Origin of the sequence: Leifsonia sp. Root4, from assembly GCF_001425085.1 — a bacterium.
In the GTDB taxonomy this organism is placed as follows: domain Bacteria; phylum Actinomycetota; class Actinomycetes; order Actinomycetales; family Microbacteriaceae; genus Microterricola.
The window spans coordinates 754,517-776,786 of the sequence record NZ_LMDN01000001.1; the positions used below are offsets into that span (position 1 = coordinate 754,517).

Annotated in this window: 25 protein-coding genes; 9 read left to right on the forward strand and 16 right to left on the reverse strand. The window is 68.9% G+C overall.

Features of this window, described 5'->3' with window-relative positions; translation table 11 throughout:
- Window positions 1-152: 152 nt before the first annotated feature.
- Entirely contained in the window at window positions 153-779 is a 627-nt protein-coding gene (locus ASC66_RS03560; RefSeq protein ID WP_162243466.1) for a TNT domain-containing protein, read from the forward strand.
- On the opposite strand, the gene ASC66_RS03565 is transcribed toward ASC66_RS03560, so the two are convergent.
- From ASC66_RS03565 to ASC66_RS03635, 16 genes are all read right to left on the reverse strand, one after another.
- On the reverse strand, window positions 766-1,164 hold the full coding sequence (locus ASC66_RS03565; RefSeq protein ID WP_055834697.1) for an SseB family protein: 399 nt from the start codon (window positions 1,162-1,164) through the stop codon (window positions 766-768). The genes ASC66_RS03560 and ASC66_RS03565 overlap by 14 nt on opposite strands.
- A 66-nt stretch (window positions 1,165-1,230) precedes the next feature.
- Entirely contained in the window at window positions 1,231-1,710 is a 480-nt protein-coding gene (locus tag ASC66_RS03570) for a hypothetical protein (protein ID WP_055834699.1), read from the reverse strand.
- Window positions 1,711-1,794: 84 nt separating this feature from the next.
- Window positions 1,795-1,935, reverse strand: coding sequence for a hypothetical protein (locus tag ASC66_RS18005; protein WP_157509616.1), 141 nt, complete (start codon window positions 1,933-1,935; stop codon window positions 1,795-1,797).
- Window positions 1,932-2,396 carry a hypothetical protein gene (locus ASC66_RS03575; protein WP_055834701.1) on the reverse strand — a complete coding sequence of 155 codons (465 nt, stop codon included), beginning with the start codon at window positions 2,394-2,396 and terminating at the stop codon, window positions 1,932-1,934. The genes ASC66_RS18005 and ASC66_RS03575 overlap by 4 nt, the downstream gene beginning before the upstream one ends.
- A gap of 36 nt (window positions 2,397-2,432) precedes the next feature.
- Entirely contained in the window at window positions 2,433-2,696 is a 264-nt protein-coding gene (locus tag ASC66_RS03580; protein ID WP_055834703.1) for a hypothetical protein, read from the reverse strand.
- On the reverse strand, window positions 2,693-3,229 hold the full coding sequence (locus ASC66_RS03585; RefSeq protein ID WP_055834706.1) for an Imm61 family immunity protein: 537 nt from the start codon (window positions 3,227-3,229) through the stop codon (window positions 2,693-2,695). The genes ASC66_RS03580 and ASC66_RS03585 overlap by 4 nt, the downstream gene beginning before the upstream one ends.
- 21 nt (window positions 3,230-3,250) lie before the next feature.
- Window positions 3,251-4,759, reverse strand: coding sequence for a YrhB domain-containing protein (locus ASC66_RS03590; RefSeq protein ID WP_055834707.1), 1,509 nt, complete (start codon window positions 4,757-4,759; stop codon window positions 3,251-3,253).
- A 208-nt stretch (window positions 4,760-4,967) separates the two neighbouring features.
- On the reverse strand, window positions 4,968-5,870 hold the full coding sequence (locus ASC66_RS03595) for a hypothetical protein (RefSeq protein WP_055834710.1): 903 nt from the start codon (window positions 5,868-5,870) through the stop codon (window positions 4,968-4,970).
- Window positions 5,871-5,878: 8 nt separating this feature from the next.
- Window positions 5,879-6,358: a hypothetical protein gene (locus ASC66_RS03600; protein ID WP_157509617.1), complete on the reverse strand. Its 480-nt coding sequence runs from the start codon at window positions 6,356-6,358 to the stop codon at window positions 5,879-5,881.
- Window positions 6,359-6,581: 223 nt separating this feature from the next.
- Window positions 6,582-7,103 carry an Imm61 family immunity protein gene (locus ASC66_RS03605; protein ID WP_055834716.1) on the reverse strand — a complete coding sequence of 174 codons (522 nt, stop codon included), beginning with the start codon at window positions 7,101-7,103 and terminating at the stop codon, window positions 6,582-6,584.
- Window positions 7,100-7,579 (reverse strand): hypothetical protein, encoded by a 480-nt coding sequence (locus ASC66_RS03610; RefSeq protein ID WP_055834719.1) that lies wholly within the window; start codon window positions 7,577-7,579, stop codon window positions 7,100-7,102. The genes ASC66_RS03605 and ASC66_RS03610 overlap by 4 nt, the downstream gene beginning before the upstream one ends.
- Entirely contained in the window at window positions 7,572-10,730 is a 3,159-nt protein-coding gene (locus tag ASC66_RS03615) for a DNA/RNA non-specific endonuclease (protein WP_055834722.1), read from the reverse strand. The genes ASC66_RS03610 and ASC66_RS03615 overlap by 8 nt, the downstream gene beginning before the upstream one ends.
- Before the next feature lie 3 nt (window positions 10,731-10,733).
- Entirely contained in the window at window positions 10,734-11,090 is a 357-nt protein-coding gene (locus tag ASC66_RS03620; protein ID WP_055834725.1) for a DUF6507 family protein, read from the reverse strand.
- A 47-nt stretch (window positions 11,091-11,137) separates the two neighbouring features.
- Complete coding sequence (locus tag ASC66_RS03625) at window positions 11,138-11,455, reverse strand: pore-forming ESAT-6 family protein (protein WP_055834728.1); 318 nt, start codon at window positions 11,453-11,455, stop codon at window positions 11,138-11,140.
- Between the two features lie 9 nt (window positions 11,456-11,464).
- Complete coding sequence (locus ASC66_RS03630; RefSeq protein WP_055834731.1) at window positions 11,465-11,800, reverse strand: hypothetical protein; 336 nt, start codon at window positions 11,798-11,800, stop codon at window positions 11,465-11,467.
- A 126-nt stretch (window positions 11,801-11,926) separates the two neighbouring features.
- Window positions 11,927-12,451: an Imm61 family immunity protein gene (locus ASC66_RS03635; RefSeq protein WP_055834734.1), complete on the reverse strand. Its 525-nt coding sequence runs from the start codon at window positions 12,449-12,451 to the stop codon at window positions 11,927-11,929.
- Window positions 12,452-12,600: 149 nt separating this feature from the next.
- Between ASC66_RS03635 and ASC66_RS03640 the strand changes: the two genes are divergently transcribed.
- Genes ASC66_RS03640 through ASC66_RS03675 form a run of 8 tightly spaced genes read left to right on the forward strand, consistent with a single transcriptional unit; the run spans window position 12,601 to window position 22,161 of the window.
- Window positions 12,601-13,554 carry an FHA domain-containing protein gene (locus ASC66_RS03640; protein ID WP_055834737.1) on the forward strand — a complete coding sequence of 318 codons (954 nt, stop codon included), beginning with the start codon at window positions 12,601-12,603 and terminating at the stop codon, window positions 13,552-13,554.
- Entirely contained in the window at window positions 13,551-14,675 is a 1,125-nt protein-coding gene (locus ASC66_RS03645; protein WP_055834740.1) for a DUF6177 family protein, read from the forward strand. Before ASC66_RS03640 ends, ASC66_RS03645 begins: the two co-directional genes overlap by 4 nt.
- A complete protein-coding gene (locus ASC66_RS03650; RefSeq protein ID WP_055834743.1) occupies window positions 14,665-14,916 on the forward strand; it encodes a DUF4179 domain-containing protein in 252 nt (83 codons plus the stop codon). Before ASC66_RS03645 ends, ASC66_RS03650 begins: the two co-directional genes overlap by 11 nt.
- Window positions 14,913-16,274, forward strand: coding sequence for a type VII secretion integral membrane protein EccD (gene eccD, locus ASC66_RS03655; protein WP_055834746.1), 1,362 nt, complete (start codon window positions 14,913-14,915; stop codon window positions 16,272-16,274). The genes ASC66_RS03650 and eccD overlap by 4 nt, the downstream gene beginning before the upstream one ends.
- Before the next feature lie 41 nt (window positions 16,275-16,315).
- Window positions 16,316-17,155, forward strand: coding sequence for a hypothetical protein (locus ASC66_RS03660; RefSeq protein ID WP_157509618.1), 840 nt, complete (start codon window positions 16,316-16,318; stop codon window positions 17,153-17,155).
- Window positions 17,152-21,171: a type VII secretion protein EccCa gene (gene eccCa / locus ASC66_RS03665; protein WP_082491980.1), complete on the forward strand. Its 4,020-nt coding sequence runs from the start codon at window positions 17,152-17,154 to the stop codon at window positions 21,169-21,171. The genes ASC66_RS03660 and eccCa overlap by 4 nt, the downstream gene beginning before the upstream one ends.
- Window positions 21,161-21,511, forward strand: a complete 351-nt coding sequence (locus tag ASC66_RS03670; RefSeq protein ID WP_055834751.1) for a hypothetical protein — start codon at window positions 21,161-21,163, stop codon at window positions 21,509-21,511. The genes eccCa and ASC66_RS03670 overlap by 11 nt, the downstream gene beginning before the upstream one ends.
- Window positions 21,511-22,161 (forward strand): hypothetical protein, encoded by a 651-nt coding sequence (locus ASC66_RS03675; RefSeq protein WP_055834754.1) that lies wholly within the window; start codon window positions 21,511-21,513, stop codon window positions 22,159-22,161. The genes ASC66_RS03670 and ASC66_RS03675 overlap by 1 nt, the downstream gene beginning before the upstream one ends.
- The last annotated feature ends 109 nt before the right edge of the window (window positions 22,162-22,270 follow it).

Consider the following 22,270-nt stretch of genomic DNA (forward strand, 5'->3'; position numbering starts at 1 on the left):
CGCCTTTCGGGCAGGGACCATGCGCACGACGAAGCGCACACCCACGAAATATTACCTTCCCGTGTCGCTGCGGTCAAATGGCGAGAGCTGTGCAATGGCTGGCAATGCGGGGCGGGATGCCGGCCCGAGACGCGTCGGCTAGCGTGTTCACCATGGTAGAAAATCTCCGGGCCCAGCTGAACGCACGCGGCATCAATCCGCGCGCTGTGAAATTGCCCGGAGATTCCGGCACGCCACTTGAGGGTGCGCTGACAATCGCGGCCGGGCCGCGCGGCCCCGTCGTCGCCACGATCGACTACGGCCGGACGTACCCGCTCGTCACCGCCGACTCCCCCGAGCACGCCGAGGAGCGCCTCCTCGCCTACCTCGACCAGCCGCTGCCCGCCACGGTCGAGTACACGCCGGAGCAGGTGTTCGAGCTGATCCAGAAGGTCGGCGAGCACTACATCGAGCTCATGCAGCGGCTCGCGGAGCCCGGCTCATCGCTGCTCATCCAGCTGCCGGCCGGACTGCCGCTCGACCGGGTCGGCTGCCTCGATGGCGTCATCCTCTACCCGCTGAACACCTCGGCCGGGCAGCGCTCGCTGCCGCCGACCGCGCTCGAGGGTGCAGAGATCCACCGCTTCCTCTCGACTGGCGACATCCTGGTGCGCGCCGAGCTGGCCCAGCCGTGGTTCGGCCAGCCGGGCGGCGGTCTGCGCTTCACCCTCGCCGACGACTACACCGGCATCCGCGACCTCGTCGCCACCGGGCGCCTGCAGCGCATCAGCTACCGCTGACGTCGCCAATCAGGTCACGGACGAAGGCCTGCACGCCGTCGGCCGGCACCTCGAAGCCCAGCCGCGAACCTGGATTCATCACGATGCCGACGCCGTCGGGCAAGCGCCGGAGCAACTGCAGGCCGGCCATGGCGACCGCCGCGTGCCCCTCCGTCAGATAGGCAGCCGCCTGGTCGCTGTGACTGAACAGCGCGAGGAAGGTGCCCTTGTCGCTGTGCAGCAGCACGGGATCCGCCGGCATGGCCCCGTTATCTGAAGCATCCCGGTTGACGATGAGCAGCTCGCTGGCGGCCAGCGTCCAGAGGACGATCGGGGCGGCGAGCGTGCCCGCGTGCGCGCGGGCGATTGCTCGTTCCAGTACTGTCGCCGGTCGTGCCGAATTCATGGTCCCTCTTCCTCTGTCCTGAGCTCACAATGGTAGGCGGCCCTGTGCCCCATAGCGTGGGCAGCATCACCTCTCGCGAGCCGCCAGACGTGCGCGCCCTTCGGCCAGCTTCTGCTGCAACCACTTCGGCTGATGCACCTCATCGCGAGGGAACTTTTCGTGATCCGTCAGGTACGCGATCGGGTCCACCGGGGCATCCCACTCCGGCTCCCGTTCGTAGTTGTACTCTGCCGACGCACTGCCATCGGCATTCACCGCGATGATCGCACTGAACCACGTGCCTGTGCCGGTGCGGCTGCTCGCGGCTCTCAACTGACCGAGCGCCTCTGAAAGCTCGGAAGGAATCCGCACAGAGCGAAATGGGCCTTCGGTGGAGGCAAGGCGGCCATCCGGGTTGAAGGCGCGTACGCGCTCGTAGGTGACTGGCGCCGTCATGCTCGCCAGATACACGATCTTCGAGTCGCCATTCTGCATGAGCCGGTACAGTCCGACCCCAACACTGTTGAACGCGTCTCGTTCCGCACTGATCCCGTGGTTGTCGGCCATTCAGGAATACCCTTCTTCTCAGATTCACCATCGTTGACCCTAATTCAGCGACGGCCCGTGCGCGCGGATCGTCGACAGACCGCATCATGCGAACAGCGGTGCGCCGTCGTGCGGCGTGAGCGACCGTCCCAGCTCGTCGAGAGAACGACCGGCGATCTGCGCGAATCGCGCCGCCACGGCACCCAGCGCAGCGATGTTCTCTTCACCCCATGCAGGAATCGTCACTTGTCGCGAGCCGCCAGACGCGCACGCCCCTCAGCCAGCTTCTGCCTCAACCACTCCGGCTGATGCGCCTCATCGCGCGGGAACGCGTCCTGATCCGTCACGTAGGCGATCGGGTCCACACCGCCGAGACCGAAGTCGGGTTCGTCATCGTTATTGAATCTGGATGTCATGCTCTGTTGTGCGGTCACGGTCAGCTCCAGGCTGAACCACGTGCCACTGCCCGGCCGATACATGAGGCTTCGCAGGGCGTCGACGTCATCGCTGTCGAGCTTCCCGCCAAGACGAAGAGCGCTCGTCGATCCGTCTTCGGCCTCTGCGACAGCGGAAGCCGACATGACCGCGGAGAGCACGGCGGCACGAAACACGACGGCGCGCGCCCCCTCCGGGATGAGTCGGTACAGCTGCCGACCGACCACGGCGAGCGCTTCCTGCTCAGCCATCAGGCCGCGTTCGTCATCCATTCTTCATGCCTTTCGCCTCCCACACAGCCGGGCCGCTCAAACCTGGGTGCCCCGGTTCCATCCCGGATTCTGCAGGAGCAGGTCATCGTGCTCGCGGCGACGGCATTCCTCGATGAAGGTCACCGCGTCCGTCGGCACCGCAAGAAGCTGCGCGAACTGCTCGTCGGTCAGTTCGTAGTACTCCTCATAGTCGACGACCCCAGCGCTCACCGGCAGCGATGCGAACCGTCGTCCAGATTCCTCGTCGGTTCCGAGCGAGTACCGGTCCGCGTGGGAGAAGAACTCATCACGAGGCTTCACCGTCTGCCGTCCGCCCCACCGGGACGGAGGGCGACGTCATCCAGAAATGCGTGTACGAGCTCTTCGATCGGAAGCTGCGCGATGTGCGAGTACTCCACAGCGCGGATCCGGCCGGACCGGCTGTCGGGCAACCAGGCTGAATGCAGACGCCCCCCGCTGGTCCAGCTCAAGCGAAGCCCGTCGACATCGTGGGAGAGTTCACAGCCAGGGGCCAGCTCGGATTCCTTGCTGGGCAATGGCAGAGGGTGCGCTCGGGCGAGCTCGCGCGCATCCGGGCCCAGCCGGAGGACGAGGGCTTTGGCGACGTCTTCCAGGTGTTCGCTGGCGAACAGAGGCTGCGGGGCCGCGCCCCGGGTGGCGTACTGCAGAACGAAGTAGCCGTCGGCTTCGGTGATCATGTCGTGCACCTCACCATCGCTCATCCACAGCAGGAATCCCGGCTTGGCCGTCGGAGTGGAGCGGCATTGCCGCCCGAGCTCGACGATGGCCTCGCTCTGCGCGGGCAGCAGTGCTTTCTGCAGCAACTCAGCCATGTGTACCCCCTTGAAACGATCTCAGACCGCCGCGGCGATCGGTCGGGAGCGCACGCGCCCGAACCCCTGCGCCACCTCGGAAATTCTCTCATCGAACACCGACGCGTGTGGTTCGAGCCGCACGCTGCGGTACCGGAGCGCCGCTTGCGCGGCCGAGTCCAGCGCGACCTGCGTGTGGCCTGTGTACAGAACCCAGTCATCCAGATTCACGCCGCTCACATGCACGCTGCCGTTGTCAGTGCCGCCGTGCGCATCGACATCGTGGCCGAGCACCGTCTCGGCCCACTCAAGGCTTTCAATGGCCGACACCGGGATGACGCGGCGCCACTCCAACCGCGACGAGGCGAGTGCCCGCAGCGGGTAGAGGGCGAAGTCGGGCGTGACAGGCTCGCCGATGGGCTTCACCGCGACGACGACATCGCTCTCCCGCGCCCCATCGACGACGGATGCCGAGACATGCAGATAGACGCCATCCACTCGGGCAACCATGCCGTTGACCACGGCCGGCCCCGGTGGCCGGGCCACGCTCTGCACCGCGAGCGGCTGAAGCTCAACCAGCGGCACGAGACCAGACCAGCCACAGCGCTCATTGTCGCTGTGCACGATCCCTGCTCGAATCTGCCCCAGTTCGTCGCGCAGCGGAGCCGACTTCGGCGCCGTGATGTGGGCCATTCCCGCGCTGATCCCGACCACGGTCACGTCGAGCCCGTGCCATCGGGCCCGCGACGTCACCAGCTCGATCTCCGTAAGTTCGGCGCGCGGCACGGAGATCGGAGCGGAGGAAGGCCCCGCGGAAGACGGCATGGCGGTGAGCTGCACATGGGGCACGCCATCGACCACGTGGCCGGTGCGGTCGAGCACGGCGTAGCGCTTGGAATCGTAGACGGTGAATGCGCCGCCGCGCAGCTCATCCGTTCGGGTGATGGCGCGCGTGCTCGTGCGCTCCATCACGATGTCGTGCAGCTCCTCCGCATGAGCCTCGGCCAGCGCCCACGGATCACGCGAGTAGGCGTAGGTGGAGTCAGCCGCACGAATCGCCCGTGAGCCGAGCTGCGCCACATCGCCGACGAGTTGCAGCGACCCGTCGGGGTTGATGGCCTCGACGATCACGCGAGCGGGGCCCAGGCTGGCGCGTGCCGTAACCCTGGTTTCCGTGCCCGCGAAGTGGGTGCGCCAGACATCCGCAAGCGTCAGCTGCTTCACCTCTGGCACCGTGCGGGGCCGTCGAGCGCGTCTCCAGTGCTCCACACGTTCCTCGGTTGTTCCAGCGGTTCCGAGCAGTACGACCTCGCCGCCATCCTTCGGAACCACGATCGGCCCCATCAGCACCTGATCGAATGGGGATCCACCCTCGATGTATGCGACCGAATTCCAATTGAAGAGCCAGGCATCACCGAGATCAACACACTCGGGCACGCCGAACTCCCCCGCGAAGAAGCGAAGCGGCCGGCCGGCGGTGGCCTCCATCTTCGACAACTCGTCGACGGCCCGTGCGCGGGCATCGACCGTATCGGCAGAGATCTTCGTCATTCTGGGCGGTCCAATTCGCGATCAACGACGTCTTTCACAACGACGGCCGGATACGCGCCGACTGGTACCGCCCAATACGAGCCACACTGGCGACACTGGTAAAAATCCGCTTGATTCCGACCGGGCCCGACAAACCAGACCTCCTCATTCATGTGCGCTGTGCAGTAGGCGCGACAATATTCGCAGCCGGAATCCGCGAACATGGCCATCACTCGACCGGCGTAAGCTCGATGCCTTGCACCTCGCCCAACTCGCTCCAGGCGGCCGTCGCCTCGTAAGCGCCGGCATCCGTCTTCTGCAAACCGGCCGCCTCCGCGCTGAGCGCATTGCGCCCAATGTAGACCAGACGAGCCTGCAGAGTGCCGTTCTCGCCGAGGAGACGGCGAACGATCTGGAAACGCAAACCATGCCAGACGCAGGTGAACCGCAACCCCACCAGCGAGTCGACCTCCGCCTGATCGACGACGCCCGCCCAGATGCCCCGCTCGGTCAGCCGCAGCCCGGGCAGCTCGCCCGCCGACGCGATGACGACCGAACCGTTCGGCAGCGGATCGGCGAGAACCCGCGCACCCCGCCACGTGCCGAACACGCCGTTGATCTCCGACGGCGGCATCCACGCAGCCCGCTCCAGTGCGTGCTCGCCCTCCGCCGACCAGCCGGAGGCCACGTGCCCGTACGTTGCGATGCGCTCCTCATGCGCGTCGGCAAAGACCCGCCACAGCTCCGCGCCTGCCGGAATACGGATCGGGTCCAACCACCACAACGGCACAATGTGCTCGGGAACACCGCCGACGAAACCATTGCCCGTGAACGGCGGGTGGTCGACGAACGCGCCCCCGGTCAGGAGTGCCTCCTGCGGCGTCGTGCCGCCGACGGCGGCCTCGACCCGTACAAACGGTGTCACCGGAATCCGAATCACATCAAGAAAACTCAACTCGGCGCTGAGCGGCGAACCCGGAAAGCCCAGACCGTGCACACGGAACAGCTTCTCCGGAGTGTCCGCCCACACGGCATGCTCGGCCTGAACGACAAAGCCGTAGACAGCTTCCTCGCCATACGCCAACCACTCACGCTCGCGCGCCGGCATCACGGCCTTCTGCAGATACTTCACAAGAATTCCTAGCCGCGCCCGGGGATGGGGCGCTCCTCCACAATCTCGCGATAGTCGGAAATCTGCGACAGGGGAACCCACGCCTGGACACAGTCGCCCATGGCGCTGTACACGTCATAGACCTCGAAACCCTCCAACTGCTCCGCCCACGCCCAGTCCTCACCGACATAGCGGATCAACGCACGGTACCCGGGTGAGCCTGCCGACACGGCATGCCGTACCCAGGCACCGTCGGCATCTTTGATGCCCGAAACCTCAAACGGCCCGCCACCCCGAAATGTGCACTGTGGCTTGACATAGAGGCTTCGCTCGATCTCGTCATGGGAAACGTCGAGATGACCACGATCGTCCACCGATTCCGCTACCCACGGCAACGCAGCAATCTGCGCGGATGAAGGCAACAGCCGCATCGCTCCTCCGGAGCCTGAAACGGCTTCCCATTCAAACCATTCGCCGTGCACCACCGCGAAGAAGTCGTGCGCTCGCACGGCTGAACCTACTCCGCTATCGTTCGACTCCCGCACGCGACTATCCACAGATCCTCACCCAGCCCTTTTCCCCCAGCACAGCCATGAGCGATTCCGTTCCATCCGGACGGATTCGCCACATCTCTGCTCCCACTTTCAGACCATCAACTGGTGCATCGAGATAATACTCAGGGAGTATCGCGTTCTCCCCCTCGCCGACAAAGCCGGGGTTCTGGGGGCGTCTTCATGCGAACAACGGTGCGCCGTCGTGCGATGTGAGCGACCGTTCCAGTTCGTCGAGGGAGTGCATGGCGATGTACGCGAATCGCGCCGCGGTCCTGCGCCCCTTGATGCTGTCGGGGAACCACGCGGAACACGGCGCACCGTTCTCACTCCAGCGCAGCCGAAGCCCGTCGACGTCCGGCTCCAAAACGACACCGGCTGGCATCCCCGCCGAGTCCAGCGCCTTCGCGATCGGTGGGTACCCCAGATTCCGTCGTACACGCGCGGCCAGCATGAGCACCAGGCCACGGGCTGCGACGGGCAGGCTCTCGCTGGCCATCTCCAGCCAAGGCGCCGTGCCCCTGTCACTGCTCTGCACGACGAAGAGACCGTCGTTGGCGGTGATGGTGTATCTCATCTCCATGTCCCAGAGGCTGACGAGGAGGCCCTCCTCATCAGTGCTTTGCAACTTCGCCAGCGCGGCGACCCGCTGCACGACGCCCAGCGCCGCGACGTCCTCGTCACGCGTCCCGGCTGCGCTCACTTGTCGCGAGCCGCCAGACGCACACGCCCCTCGGCAAGCTTCTGCTTCAACCACTCCGGCTGATGCGCCTCATCGCGCGGGAACACGTCCTGATCTGTCACGTACGCGATCGGGTCGACCGGAACATCCCACTTTGGCTCTTCGTCATAGTTGTACTCCGCGGTCGCGCTGCCGTCCGCGTTCACCGTGATGCGTGCGCTGAACCACGTTCCGGCGCCCGGACGATACTGCGCAGACCGCAAAGCCTTCATCGCTTTCGACAGCTCAAACGAACCACGAGCGTCGTTGAAACGCCCCTCGGGCGACTCAAACCGGCCCTCTGGGTTGTATGCCCTGAGATGCTGTTCATTCGTTGACGAGGTGGCGCTCACACCGAGCACGATCCGCTCATCCCCAGCAGCAAGCAGCGAGTAGAGCAGCACGCCGAGCGCATTGAATGCGTCGCGCTCGATCTCAAACTGAGATTGCTCAGCCATTCTCATATTCCTTTCGGACCAAGGGCCCGCCGTCTATCCGGTACTCAACCTCGAACACATCGGGCACGACGCTCTGCCCAGAATAGTGCGGTCGAATGTCCACCTCGATCATGACTGTGGGATCGGCTTTGAGTAGCCCTCGCCAATGATTCTCCAGGTTGAAGAAGCTGTCGCCGGCACCGCGGTTCAGATCGCGCAACATGGCAACGGTGTTTGCGTACTCTCCGCCACCACCGTAGCCATTGCCGAACAGGTGCCCGCCTTCGTAGCCATCGCCACCCTCGTGCCCGACCCGGCTCTGCACCGAGGCCGAACGGTCGGCGTCGCCCAGCGCGAGGTGGTCCGTGTGCGCGAGTACAGTGCGTCCTTCAGCATCCGTCTGAAACACGTGTGCGTGGTTGGCGCCATCAACCGGAGCGGTCACGTCGGGGTGAACGACATACGTCGTGTTCGGCTGCGGCGTCATGAGGTCGGGGTGAAGGCTGCCCGTGCCGCCATATCGGGTTTCGACGTGGACGACGGAGCCGCCGGCGTCCGTGTAGAAATCTCCGCGGCCCTCGACGTGATAGACCGTGTCCGGAAGCAGACCGCCCTGAGGCGCGAAGGGGCTGCGGGATCCCGGCACCTCAGCGGCCGGCACGTCCACGCTGTTCTGCACGGGCGGCGCCGCGAACTCTCCCGATGCGTTCGGAGTGATGTGCACCGGTGTTCCGAAGGTTCCGCCCTCGACGCCCGGTGCGGACCGGACCAGGACGGGGTTGTCGCCATGCATCAGGTCTTCAACAGAGAGGGGCGTGCCGTCCGCATCGAGGATGCGGACCTGCAGCCCGCCTCCGTCACGGCCGAACGCGGGAGCGATCTCGGACACCTCGATGTGTGCGCCCTTGGGAAGCTCATCGGAGAGCTGGAAAGTGGAGTACGTGTCGCTGAGGTTGCTGGGCGGCAGCGAACGAGATTCGAATGACATCTCGGGGAAGGAGAGGAACTTGCCTTCATCGGATCCGAAGCGATCCAGCGTCTCGCCGTAGTGCGCCTTGAAGTCGGCCATGGTGTTGAACTCGACGAAGCTGTCGACCTTGCCGCCATCGTTGCCAGGGTAGATCGGGCGTCCGTTGGCGTCGGTGTACCGCGACTCCCACTCCTCGCGCGAGTAAGGCTGGCCGTCCTCGCCCCGCCCGTAGGGCGCTTGCGGGTCTTCGATCATGTGCGCGATGTCGTCGGAGATCGCGCCTGGGTGCGCATAGGCGTCACCGAGGTGGCCGCTCGTGCCGTCAGCACGCACGTCGCCGTAGTTCGGATCGATCGGGTTGCTGCCTGTGCGGTCATCGACTCGCTCGAACCCGGGACCGTAGTCAGCATCACTGAGCACGGGGTCGCCCATTTCGGGGTCCCACGGCTTCTTCGGCGGATCGGTGGGGTCGGCGACATCGCTCGGGTCCTTGGGCGGCACGCCGTCGGCGCCATCCGCGCCAGAGCCGGAACCATGGCCGGAACCGCCACCGGTACCCGTTCCCGCGCCAGAGCCAGAACCGCCGCCGGCACCCGTGCCGGAGCCACTACCTGTGCCGTTGCCGGAACCGCTGCCGCCACCCGAGCCGTGACCGGGGGGCGTGTCGAGCACGGTCGTGCCGGTACCACCGATGTGGGTGTCGGGACTGAGGAGCTGGGAGGAACCGGGTGCGCCGGCGACGACGGACTCCGGCATCCGCACGGGAACGTCCGCCGCGTCCGCTCCCCGCGCCGGTGGCACGTCGAAGCTGTCGGGCACGTCGGCCTTGGGCGGGGTGAAGTCGAAGGTGGAGCCGTCGAAGTTCGCGATCTTGAGCGTCGAACCGTCGAAGAGGTTGCCCATGTTGTCGCCGAGGTTGAAATCGAGCGACTTCAACAGATCGGCGACCGAGGGCGCGATGAACTTCGAGCCGCCGAGGACACCCTTGCTGAGCCAGGCCCCCGGGTCGACCATGTCGACGATCTTCGCGGCCTTGCCGAGGGCATTGGCCGCACCGGTCGCGGTCTTGACGCCGCCGACGACCGCGCCGGCCGGGATGACAATCGTCGCGATGTTGAAGATGGAGGAGCCGAGCGCCTCACCGGGGTTCTCCGCCCAGGTGTCCCAGGCGACAACGCCCTTGAGCGTGTTGACCACGGCTTCCTGCCCGCCGCGGAAGAAGTCGCCGACCGGGCCGGGCACGAAGCTGCCGACGATGCCGACGGTGCCGCTGGTCGCGAGCCCGAAGGCGAGCATGCCGAGCCCGCTCCACGCCGCGCCGTAGGCGTCGCCGCTGAAGAAGTCGCCGGTGGCGGGGTTGTAGCCGAGCAGGAGGGTGCCGAGTCCGGTGATCGTGCCCCAGACGCCTCCGACGGCGATGCCCTTCCAGATCACGTCCTCGAAGACGAACGTGAGCGATGCTTCTGCGCAGCCCTCCGTGCGCTTCGTCGCCGCGCCCCACGGCATCTCGGTGCCCTCGGGGATCTCGCTCAGGCCGTAGCCGAGGGCGTCATCCTCACTCTGCATCGAACGCAGCGGCTCGGCGCCGAAGAGGGCGCGAATCTTGTTGGCGCAGGTGCGTTCCGCGGCCCACAGCTTCACCTGTTGGGCGCTGACCGCAGCGATCAGCGAGTTGTTCTTGTCGACGGCGCCCTGGTTCTCGTCCCAGTTCTGGTGGTGCGTGCGCGTGACGGGGTTGTCTTCTGCCGCCTGCGTGTATGAGCCGAAGGCGTTGTAGCCGTAGCCGGCGTACGCGCCCGATGCGCCGTATCCGCCGTATCCGTAGCCATAGTCGGTGTACTTCACGTCGACGCCGTTGGCGACCGTGGTGTCGACGAAGGTCTGGGCCTCGCCCTTAAGCCTGGCGAGCTCGGCCTTGATCGGGGTCACCTCGTCGGCGAAGGTCTTAAGCGCCGCGACGACGACGTCGAGGTTGTCACCGAACGCCGAGGTGGCCGGCCCGACCGGTGTCATCACGGCGAAGAGCTGCGGGCCCTCCGGCGCTGTGTAGTACGCGGCGAGCTTCTGCCACTCGGCGACGACCTCTGCGCCGTGGTCTCGGGTGCCGGATGCCGCCTTCGACAGCGAGTCCGCGTGCTGTACGAGCAGCTCGGGCTGCAGGGCGTCGCCGGGGATCGCCGCTGGATTGATGTGTTCGGCCATGCTCTAGTACGCCCCGTTGCCCGGGAGTACCGGGTTGTTGATCAGCTCGACCTGCAGGCTCTGTGAGGTGCTGGCCATTTCGTAGTCGCCCTTGACGTAGGCGGATGTGGCATCCGAAGCACCGGTGAGCGAAGCGGCGATGCGCTTGCTCACCCCTTCGAGGCGCGGGCCCTCCTGCGCGAAGAAGTCCATCAGCGCCTGCGAGATGGCCGCGGAGTTGCCCGTGGCCGCAGCGGCGGACGAGACGTCGGCCTGCATCGTCGCCAATGCTGCCCCCATCAGCTCCGCCTTGCCGTTCACCGCCGTGAGCACGGTTGCGACCTGCTCCGGCTGGATGCTCCAGCCTTCCGATGATGCCATCGCGCCATCCCCCTCGTTCGTTACGCGACCAGTGCCGACAGAGTCAGTTAGCCGATTCCGTCGACAGCGGACTTGGCCTTGCCGAGAGCGGTCTGAGCCGTGTCGTCGTTCTGCTCCATCGAGGCGCGGAGCGTCGCGATGATCGTCTTGACCTCGCCGGCGGCATTGCGCCAGGCAAGCTCCTTGCCGGCGTACTCGTCGGAGACGCCGTCCGCCTGGTAGTCGCTCATGGCGGCGTTGACGTCTTTCTGGCGCTGATCGATCAGCGATTCCAGCTGTGCGGCAACGCGGTTGAAGTTCTCCTGCGCGTTCTGCGAGGCGTGGATGTCGTAGTCGCGGCGATCCGCTTGACCCTGTGCACTCATCGGTTCCCCCTATGCCTTTCCGCCGAAGCGGGCTGCGTCAAAGTTCGAGTTGGCCATCAACGACTGCGTCGAGCTGCCCATCTCCTGGTCACCCTCACCGAGGGCCTTGTCCATGCCAGCGATACCACCGAGCACCGCGGCGAGCGCGCCGTTCAGCTCGGCTGCGATGCGGTCGGTCTGCCCCTTGAATGCATCGAACGCGGCGCGGCCGGCGCCGTTGAACTTGCCCTGGAGCGGCTCGGCCGACTCCGCGAGCTGCTTGACCAGTGCGCCGAGATCGTCATTCGACGTCGACGTGTTCTTGGTCAAGGTGCTCAGCGTGCTGGCCCCCATTGCGAACTTCATGACTGTTCCCCTCGTCGTGCGCCACTGACGTGCGCGAAATTCAGCCCCAGTGTCGCGTGCGAATGCTGCGGCAGGGATTTCCCCCGAAAGACATGATGACACGCCTTCGGGGGGTGACGCGACATTTCATTTCCGCGCGAAGAGCGGCGCCCCTCGTTGGTCGCGCACGGAAACCGCCACCATTTCTGGGGGATGACCGGCGGCGTGCGAAAGCTCGACCGCCGAGCGCCGCCCCGCGTGACTGTCGGGAAACCAGGCCGAGCGCGGCTGGCCGGCAGCGCTCCAGCGCAACCGGAGCCCGTCGACATCCGGTACCAGGGTCACCCCGTCGGTCAACTCTCGCGGAACCTCAAGGTGCGGCAGGCCCAGCCGTTGACGCAGCGGGACCGCGATCAGGAGGAGTAGCCCCGCCGCGGCCGCCTCGAGCTGTTCGCTCGCCATCGCGAGCCACGGAGCCGTGCCGCGGCCGCTGCTCTGCACGATGAAGAGGCCGTCGCGCTCGCTCAGCGTGTAGATCATCTCGGGATCGCGCAGCACTACGAGCGAGTCCGGCCGTTCGAGCCTTTTCAGCCCGGCTGCCTCACCACTCTCCACGAGCAGGGCGATGATCGCGTCGTCGCGGTCCGCGTCGCCGAAGTCCTCGTCTGGCATGGGCCGACCCCTCTCCACGTCTGCCCCGAGCGATACGGAGCGCAGCCATTCTGTCGGATCCGGGCGAGGTGATTACACGCCTTCGGGGGGTAGACGGTAACTTTGACCACACCGGGGCGGGGTGCCCCGCGATCGAGCGGTGGGGGTACATGGTTTCGGCAGTCGTCTTCACCGCAACATGCGGCCGCTGTGGCGCATGGTCCGACGCCGGCGACGTGCACTGCCGGCACTGCGGAAGCAGGCACGCACCCTCCGCGGATGCCGCGAGCGCCGCTCCCCTGCTGAACGGCACCGCCGTCGCACCGCCGTGGCGGCATCTGCTCGCGATACTGATCGATCTGCTCGTGCCGATTACTGTGATCGCCTGCGCGTTCCTGCCCCCGGGGAAGGGTGTCGGCCTGCTCTTCCTGCTGCTCGGCGTCCTTGCCGCCGTGTTCTGCCTGGTCTCGAATGGGCGCAGCGGGCGCTGGCTCGGCGGCTGGATCACCCGCACCCGCACGGTCGACAGCCTCACCGCGACACCGCTCGGTTCGCTGGCGCTCCTGACACGGATCGTGACGCGCGCCGGGCGCGGCCTGTCGTGCATCGACCTGCTGAATGGGCGCGACCCGCTCCGGGCCGTCTTCGTCCCGCTCGCGCCGCGGGCGATCGCGCCAGCGCAGCCCGCCGCCTCAGCCGAGCTGCCGCAGCCTCCTCGCGCTCCCGCAGTTGTTCCCGCTGCCGCCGCTGCGGCCGCTCCCCTGCACGATGGCCCGCTCACCCTCGTGCTCGACAGCGGGCAGCGCGTCAGCCTGAACGGTGGGCTGCTCATCGGGCGCAACCCGTCCAATGCCGTGGGGAGCATCCAGCACGAACTGCTGGCCCTGCCCGATCTCTCCCGCACCCTGTCGAAGACACACGCGCTGATCGAATGGGCCGGCGGCGAGATCTGGGTCACAGACCTCGGGTCGACCAACGGCACCGCGCTGCTCGGCACCGCGGAGACCGAAGCACCGGGCGAAGCGCTTCCGGCCGGCATCCGCACCCCCGTTCCCGAGCGCTGGACGCTCGCACTCGGCGACCGCTCGCTGAGCTTCGTGAAGCCGATGAGAGGCGCACAGTGACCGATCACGAGACCATCCGGCATCCGCTGGTCGATGCCGTGCACGCCGGCTGGGTGCAGAGCGAGAGCCGCAGCGCGGTGATCTACCTCAGCGAGGGGCGCGCCGACCTCTTCGTGCAGGCGGCGAGCGGCGACGTGCGCGTCGTGCTGGTGACCGATGAGCTCAGCTCACTCACCGAGGCGTACTACCAGGCGATGCGGGACTACCGCGGTGCGTGGGTCGTGCGCGGCCAGGGCGGCACGCTGCGTGACGGCATCACGGGCGCGAAGCTCGCGGCGATCGACGAGGTGCTCGCCTCGCCCGCGATCCGCGACATCGACGACGTCGCCGTGGACTACCTGCGGCCGAAGCCCACCGACCAGCTCGAGATCCTGCTCAACGCCTCCGTGCGCCACCGCGCCGACGCCGACGCCGTGCTCGGCGGCTTCGCCGAGCAGGCCACGACGACGCTGCAGGGGGTCGCACCGATGGGTTGGGGCGTCACGGAGCCGGCCACCGTCGGCTGGGATCGCGCCGAACTCACCGCATTCGCCCGCCGCCGGATGCCGGCAGACACCCAGTTCGCGCTGGCGGGAACGCGCACGCACCCGCTGACGGGCACGCTCGGCGTCCGACGCACCGACCGCGGCCTCGAGGAGATCTCGCAGCTGTTCCTCGGCGTCGGCGCTGCCGGGTCGGACTCGGCCACCGCCGCCCCCAAACGTGTGCTCGACCTGCTCGCCGCCGGCGAGGAGAAGACGATGCCGCTCATCGCGCTCGCGCTGGCCCGGCCGGGCGTCAGCAGCCAGCTGCGCTCCCCGGTGCTGCAGGCACCGGCCAACCCCCTCGCCCTGCTGATCGGGGCGCCCGGTGTACGCGCCCTGGGTCTGGACCCAGCGCGGATGGTCGCCGAGTTCGGGGCCATCGCCGTTGGCCGGCCGCGGATTCCCGCGCTGCTCTTCCCGCTCGGCACCCTCGACGAGCTCGGTTGGCCCCGCGTCGAGGCGGTGCTCGGCGCGGTCGACGCCGAACGCCTCGGCGCACTCCTCGGCAGCGGCAGCACGATCCTGGACGGCCTGAACGCCCGGCACCGCAAAGATGACACCGACACGAGTGAGAGCGGAGGCAAGCATGGCGCGTAACCACGACGCGATCCTGCTCGAGGCGGTCAAGACCCACCGCAACCGGCTGCTCGGAGCCTTCCTCACCGGCGAGCTCGACGGCCGGCGGCTGATCAACGACAACCGCAAACGCTTCACGACGAGCATCGTTCTGGCCGCCGTCGCCTGCGCCGTGTGCGTCGGCGTCTCCTTCGTCAGCAACACCCTCGCCACCCAGCAGCAGCAGAAGCCCGCAGCCACATCGTCTTCGGAGACACCATGACTGACTTCACCCGCCTCACCGTGATCGGCACCCTGAACAAGGCAGAACTGGTCGTTCCGAGCGAGGAGCCGTTCGCCGGCCTCATGCCGCGACTGATGGGGCTGCTCGCCGAGCCGAGCGGATCGATCGCCCGCCCGCTCGCGCTGGTGCGCAGCACAGGAGAGCAGCTCGACCTCGGGCTCTCCGCCGCGCAACAGCTCGTGCTCGACGGGGAGCTGCTGCACCTCAGCCGCATCGACGACGCCCCTGCTCCGCCCGAGGTCTCCGACGTGACGGATGCCGTCGCCGACGCCCTGCGCACCCGTAGCGGCCTCTGGGGCGAGGGCAGCAGGCACGCCGTCGCCGCCGTGGCGATCGGTTTCATCGCCGCCATCGCCGGCGGCGTCGCCCTCCCGTTGCTCACCGGCTCGCTGCCCGCGGCAGGGACGCTGCTTCCGCTGGCCATCGCCTGGCCGGCGCTGCTCGTCGCCGCCGTGCTGCTCGGCCGCGCGGGGCTCAGCTGGGCCGGCACCGCGACCACCGCCGCCGCGCTCGGCCTCTCCCTGCCGCTGGCCTCCGCCCTGCTGCCCATTGCGATGCCGGCGCTCGACGAATCCGGTACTGCCGATCCGACCCGCTTCGGCGCCCTCATCGCGCTCGCGATCACTCTGGCCTGGTTCAGCATTGCCGCCGGCTTCGGTATCGGTCAGCGCCGCGGGGCCGCCCTCGCCGGCAGCCTGCTCGGGGTCGCCCTGCTGCTCGTTCCGCTCCTCCTGCTTGCGCTGGGCGTCGACCCGCTCGGCGCACTCGGCATCGGCGGCGTCGTTGCCGCCCTCGCCAGCGGCATCGTGCCGTGGTTCGCCCTCGCCGCCGCCGGGCTCACCGGCCTCGACGACGAGGTCGTCGCCGGCAGGCTCCGTTCGCGGCGCACCGTGCTCAGCACCGCAGACGAGGCGTACCGCACCCTGTCGTGGTCGACCGTGGCCGCCGCCATCGTGCTCGCCCTCTGCGGCGTTGGCCTCGTGGCCAGCACGAACGGTTGGGCGATCGGCCTCGGCGCCGCCCTCGCGGCGACGGCCGCGCTCCGCACCCGCGCGTTCCCCGTGGCGATCGATGCGATCGCACTCTGGACGGCGACCGCACTCATCGCGGTTGGCGCCTTCACGGCACATGCCGCTTCGGGAATATGGCTCGCGCTCGCGGCTCTCGTCGTGGCTGCCGTGCTCGTGGCCATCGGCGCCGGAGTGCGGCCGGCCGCGCACACGCGGGCGACGCTGCGCCGATTCGGCAACACGATCGAGTCGCTCGCCGTCGTCAGCACCGTGCCGCTGCTGCTCGGCGTGTTCGGGCTGTACGCACAGCTGCTGGAGACCTTCTGATGGCCGCCCGCCCGTTGTCCCCCCTCGCGACGCTCGGAGCGATGCCCCTCGCGATGCTCACTTCGACCGCGCACACCACGCGGGCGATCTCCGAGGGCGACACCGCGATTCGCCAGCCCATCTCCACGAGCAGGCGCGTCGGCTTCGTGCAGTTGCACGGCGGCAGCGGGCTCTCGACGACCGCTGCGGCCGTGGCCTCTGTGCTCGCCTCCCGACGGAGCGGTCGGGTACTGGGCGTCGACGCGGCGAGCGGTCCACTCGGGTTCGGCTGGCATGCCGGAACGAGTGACCCCGCTGCTCCGCCCATACCGACAGCGCCGAGCGAGCGCCGCCTGCGCGCCCGCGATGGTGCGGATGCCGTCGCCGGGCTGCCCCAGGCGGCGAGCGGCCTGTTCACGCTGCGCGTCGGGGACGCCGGCGCACCGGCATCCACTGCGAGCTGGGCGGCCGAGGTGAGCCCGATCGCGCGCTTCTTCGACCTCGTCTGCACCGACTGGGGAGTTCGCCCCTGGCAGAGCGACCTCGCCGAGATCGCCGACTCGAGCCACGTCGTGTGTCTGATCGCCCGCGCCGAGCGCCGTGCGGCAGAAGAGGCGGTCGCCATGATCGCCGCGCTGCAGGGGCAAGAATCCGAGCCGCGCGTCGTGCTCGCACTCGTCGATGTCGCCAACGGTCGGCGTCGCGACGCCGGTCGGGTGCTGGAGACCGTCGCGGGCCACGCCGGTGTCCCCGTGCTCGGCATCCCGTTCGACACCGCGCGAGCGGCGGGCCGCCCCGCCCGCTCCCACTCGCGCCTGGCCGCGGCCCGGCTCGCCGGCACGATCGTGAGCAGCGCCATCACCACCCGCGTCACCGCCGCTCGCGAGGGAGTACCCGCATGACCCTCCGCATCGTGCACCGGCCCGCGCGCGTCACGCGCGCCGTCGAAGCGACCGAGCGCGAGATGATCGCGCCGCCGCCGATCATGCCGGACGGCCCCGTCGGCGGGCTGCCGATGCAGACCATGCTGCCCGTGCTCGGCGCCCTGTCGTCGATGACGATGATCATGGTGCTGCGCACGAACCCGGTGATGGTCGTCGTCGGCGCGATGATCCTCGTCGTCGCGCTCGTCGGTGGCGTCGGCATGGCGCTGTCGCAGCGCGGCAACCAGGCGAAGACCAGGCGCACCCAACGCGAGCACTACCTCGACTACCTCGAGACGCTCCGCGGCACCCTGCGCGGGCGCGGCAGGGAGCTGCGGGAGAACGCGCTGCTCCTCGACCCGGACCCCGGAACGCTCGGCGAGCTCGTGAACGACCCGGCCAGACGGTGGGAGCGCAGGCGCTCCGACGTCGACTTCCTCCGTGTGCGCATCGGCCTCGGCGACGTGCGTTGCTTCGATCTCGCGATCCCGGATGACGCGAACCCGGTCCAGCCATACGACCCGATCATGACGGGCGAGGCGCAGGCCGTCGTGCGGCACTACTCCCGGGTGCAGGCCATGCCCGTGACGATCGACCTGGCCGGCGCCAGCCACGTCTCGATCATCGGAGAGCGGGGCGACGTGCTCGGTGCCGCCCGCGCGCTGCTGCTGCAGATCGCGGCCATGCACTCGCCGGACGACGTGCAGCTGGCCGCCGTCTTCCCCGAGCACGCCGCCGCCGACTGGGCGGGCGTCGACCTGCTCCCCCACCTCAGCATGAGTGACACCTTCGACGGCCCCGTGCCAGCGCGGCGGCTGGCCTCCAGTACCGCGGCGCTGGCCCAGGTGATCTGCGGCGAGCTCGGTGAGCGCGCCCAGCGGGCGGCCACCGCCAAGCGGAAGCCTCCGGCCGGCCGCGCCCGCGCACTGCCGGATTCGGCGCTCGTCGTCTTCATCGACGACTTCGGCCAGGTGGCATCCGTGCTGCCCAGCGTCGACGCGGAACTCGGCGACTCGGAGCTGCGCATCATCGCCGTGCACCTCCTGAGCGACCGCCTGCACGAGCCGAGCGAGGTCACCGTGCGTCTGAGCATCGACGCCGGCACCGCGACGGTCGACGACGTGCGTGCGGATGCCGCGGACGAGGCCGTGAGCGCCCGCATCGACCGCGTCGAGCTCCCGCTGCTCGCCGGCATCGCCCGCACACTGAGCCCGCTGCGCGTGAGCCTCAGCGCGCAGGAGCAGCTCGACGAAGGCCGGGCCATCGGGGTGACCGAGCTGCTCGGCATCCGCGACCTGGCCGACTTCAACACCGCCGCCTCCTGGGCGCCCAGATCGCCGCGCGACTTCCTCCGGGTGCCGATCGGTGTCGACGACGTCGGCGCCCCCGTGCTGCTCGACCTCAAGGAGTCCGCCCAGCTCGGCATGGGCCCGCACGGCATCTGCATCGGAGCGACCGGCTCCGGTAAGAGCGAGATGCTGCGCACCCTGATTCTCGGGCTCGCGCTCTCGCACTCTCCCGACGACCTCAGCATGGTGCTCGTCGACTACAAGGGTGGCGCGGCGTTCGCGCCGTTCAAGGGGCTCCCGCACGTCGCGGGCATCATCGACAACCTCGCCGATGACCCGCAGCTCACCGAGCGCGCGCGTTCCAGCATCGCCGGAGAGGTCGTGCGCAGGCAGCAGCTGCTGAAGGATGCCGGCAGCTCGGCGTCGATCAGCCACTATCGGGAGCTCCGCGCCGAACGGCCAGAACTGCCGCCGATGCCGCACCTGCTCGTCGTGATCGACGAGTTCGGCGAGCTGCTTACCGCCGAACCCGACTTCGTCGACCTGCTGCTGACCATCGGCCGGATCGGCCGCTCCATCGGCGTGCACCTGCTGCTCTCCAGCCAACGGATCGAGGGCGGCAAGCTGCGCGGCCTCGACACCTACCTCTCGTACCGGCTCGGCCTCCGCACATTCTCCGAGGCCGAGAGCGCCGTCATCCTCGACACCCCCGATGCCTTCCACCTGCCCGCCGTTCCCGGCTTCGGCTACCTGAAGGTCGACACCTCGATCTACCGCCGCTTCCGCGCCGGCTACGTCTCTGGGCCGGTGCCCGGCGATCTCGCCCGCGAGCTGGCCGAGCCGGAGACCGCCGCGGTGCCGCTGCTGCTGCCCGCCTACAACGGCGTCGCCACCGACGGCGACGAGGCGGCCGCCGAGGAGGAGCTGTCGCGTCCGACGACGGGGCGCGCCTTGATCGACGAGTGCGTCGACCGCTTGCGCACGGCTGCCCGCTCCACCGCCCCGGTCTGGCTGCCGCCGCTGCCGAACCGGGTCACCCTCGCCCGAGCGTTGCAGGGTGCCGTCACCGAGGACGGCGCCAGCACGCTGCAGGTCCCCATCGGCCTGCTCGACGACCCGACCAAGCAGCGGCAGGCGCCGTGGCGACTCGACCTCACCCGTTCCGGCGGCCACGTCGCCGTGATCGGGGCGCCGCAATCGGGGCGCTCCACCTTCCTGCGCACCGTTGCGGCATCCATCGCCCTCACCCAGACGCCGCGCCAGGTGACCGTGTACGGCATGGACCTGACCGGCGGCGGGCTCGGCCGCATCGAACAGTTCCCGCACGTCGGTGGTGTCGCCACCCGCGGCAACCGCGACCGGCTGCGCCGCCTGCTCGAGGAGCTGCACGGCATGCTGGCGACCCGCGAGGCGGTGTTCCGGGACCACGGCATCGACTCGCCGGCGATGCTGCGCACGGCGCACGCGGCCGGCCGCATTCCCGAGCTGGTGAGCGCCGACGTCGTGCTGCTCGTAGACGGGCTGGCCCAGCTGCGCGCCGACTTCGAGGACCTCGAGGAGCCGCTGGCCGATCTGCTCCGCCGCGGCGGCAGCTTCGGCATCCACGTCGTCATCACGATGAACCGCTGGAACGACATGCGGATGAACCTGCAGTCGCTCGTCGGAACCCGGCTCGAGCTGCGCATCAACGACCCGGCCGACTCGGTGATCAGCCGCAAGCTGAGCACGACGCTCAAGGCGAATCAACCCGGCCGCATCCTCACCGATGCGAGCCTGCTCGCGCAGACCGCGTTGCCGACCATGGAAGACGTGGATGACGCGCTGCTCGGCGACGCCCTCGAGGCGCTCGCGGCGCAGACCGCCGCCGGCTGGCAGGGTCCGGCCGCCGCGCCGATCCGCCTGCTGCCGGAGGACCTCTCGCCCGCGCTGCTGCCCGACGTCTTCGACGAGCCGGACCGGCTGCCGTTCGGCCTGCGCCAGGACACCATGGAACCGGTGTTCCTCGAGCTCGGCACGCGCGACCAGCACCTGCTCGTCTTCGGCGACACCCAGGCGGGCAAGTCGACGGTGCTGCGCTCACTGCTCTCCGCGCTCGTCGATCGCTACACGGCCGACGAGCTCGTCGTAGCGCTGATGGACCTCCGCGGCGACCTGGTCGGCGGAGTGCCCGACGACTACATGGGCGGGCACGCCTCGAACAGCCGGGAGGCGCGGGGTCTCGCCGTCGCGATCGCCGAAGAGCTGGAGAAGCGTCAGGATGCCGGCAAGGCTGCCGGCGCGACGAACGCCAGCCCGCGCATCGTCGTGGTCGTCGACGACTACGACATCCTGGCCTCCGGCGGCATGGAGCCGCTGAAGCCGCTGCTGCCCTATCTGGCATCCGCCCGCGATCTGCGCCTGCACGTCTTGCTCGCGCGGCCGGTCTCCGGCAGCAGTCGCGCCATGTTCGACGTCGCGCTGCAGACGATCCGCGACACGGGCGGCTCGGCGATCGTCATGTCCGGTGAGCGCAGCGAGGGCCAGATCCTGCCGCAGCTCTACGCCGAGCAGATGGTGCCGGGTCGCGGGCGCTTCGTGCGGCGCGGCGAACGCCCCCGGCTCATCCAGGTCGCCAACGTCCCGCTCGGCGCCACGGCGCAGGGCAACGCCGACGGCAAAGCAGACGAGATCGACGACCAGCGAAAGGAATCGGCCCATGCCTCGTGACGCTGTGCTGCTCAGCCCCACCGGAGTGAATCTCGAGGCCGTGCTGCGGGCCGCGGCGGCCATCGACGAGCAGCTCCAGGTGCGCTCGCTCTACGACGGCGCCGCGCTCCAGCTGTTCGGAGCCGACGGGCAGGCCGTGATCACGGTGCAACACTCCACCCTGATCGCCAACGCGCACGAGATCGAGCGCCTGCTGCCGTCGGCGCCCGCCGTGCACACTCCGCTCTGGTGGAGCGAGGTCTACATTCCGTGGCGGAGCGACGGCCAGCCCGGCCTCGACATCCTCTACCGGCTCGCCGTGCACCTCGGCGCGACCCTCGTGCTCGAGGACGCGAGCTGATGAGCATCGATCTCGGCACCGAAGTGGTGACCGCGACCCCGCAGGCAGTGGAGCAGATGCGCGTCGTCGTGGTCGGCGCCGCCGGAGGAGTTGGAACGACAACCGTCACCGCGCTGCTCGCCGCATCGCTCGGCACGCCCGTCAGCGCCCCGCAGCTGCTCGACCACAGCGGGGGCGCACTGGCCGCGCGCCTCGACCCGGCCGTGCTCGACCGCTCGGTCGACGACCGCCTGGCCGTGCACGACGTCGGCGCGACGCTCTACTCGGCCGGCGTCAACGCGCTGCTCACGCGCGACACGGTCGTCGTGCTGGTGACCGCTGCGACCGTCGATGGTCTCCGCGCGGCCGCACTCGCCCTCGACCACGTGCGCGCCGTCGGGGGCGCGCTGGCACCGGCGCGCCCGCTGCTCGTCGCCGTTCGGCAGGGCGGGGCTCGCACGCCGGAGTCCGTTTTGAAGGGCTCCGCAGCGGAGAGCGGGTTCGACCTGGCAGGCGTGCTGCCGTACGACCGCGCGCTGCTCTCTGCTCAGACCGCGTCGGCGCGCACCCTCTCGGCGAGCACCACGAACGCGATCGCGGCGATCACGGCGGTGGTGCGCACGCAGCTGCCGGCGCCCACACCGAGCGGCCTGCGCGGTCGCGCGCGCTGAGCCCGGACGGCACGGCGGCTGCTGCGGCTGCGGCGGCTGTTGCTGCCGTCGCTGTGGCTGCTGTGCGTTCCGCCGGAGTTTCGGTCGACACGCCGTGATTTCGGGCGGC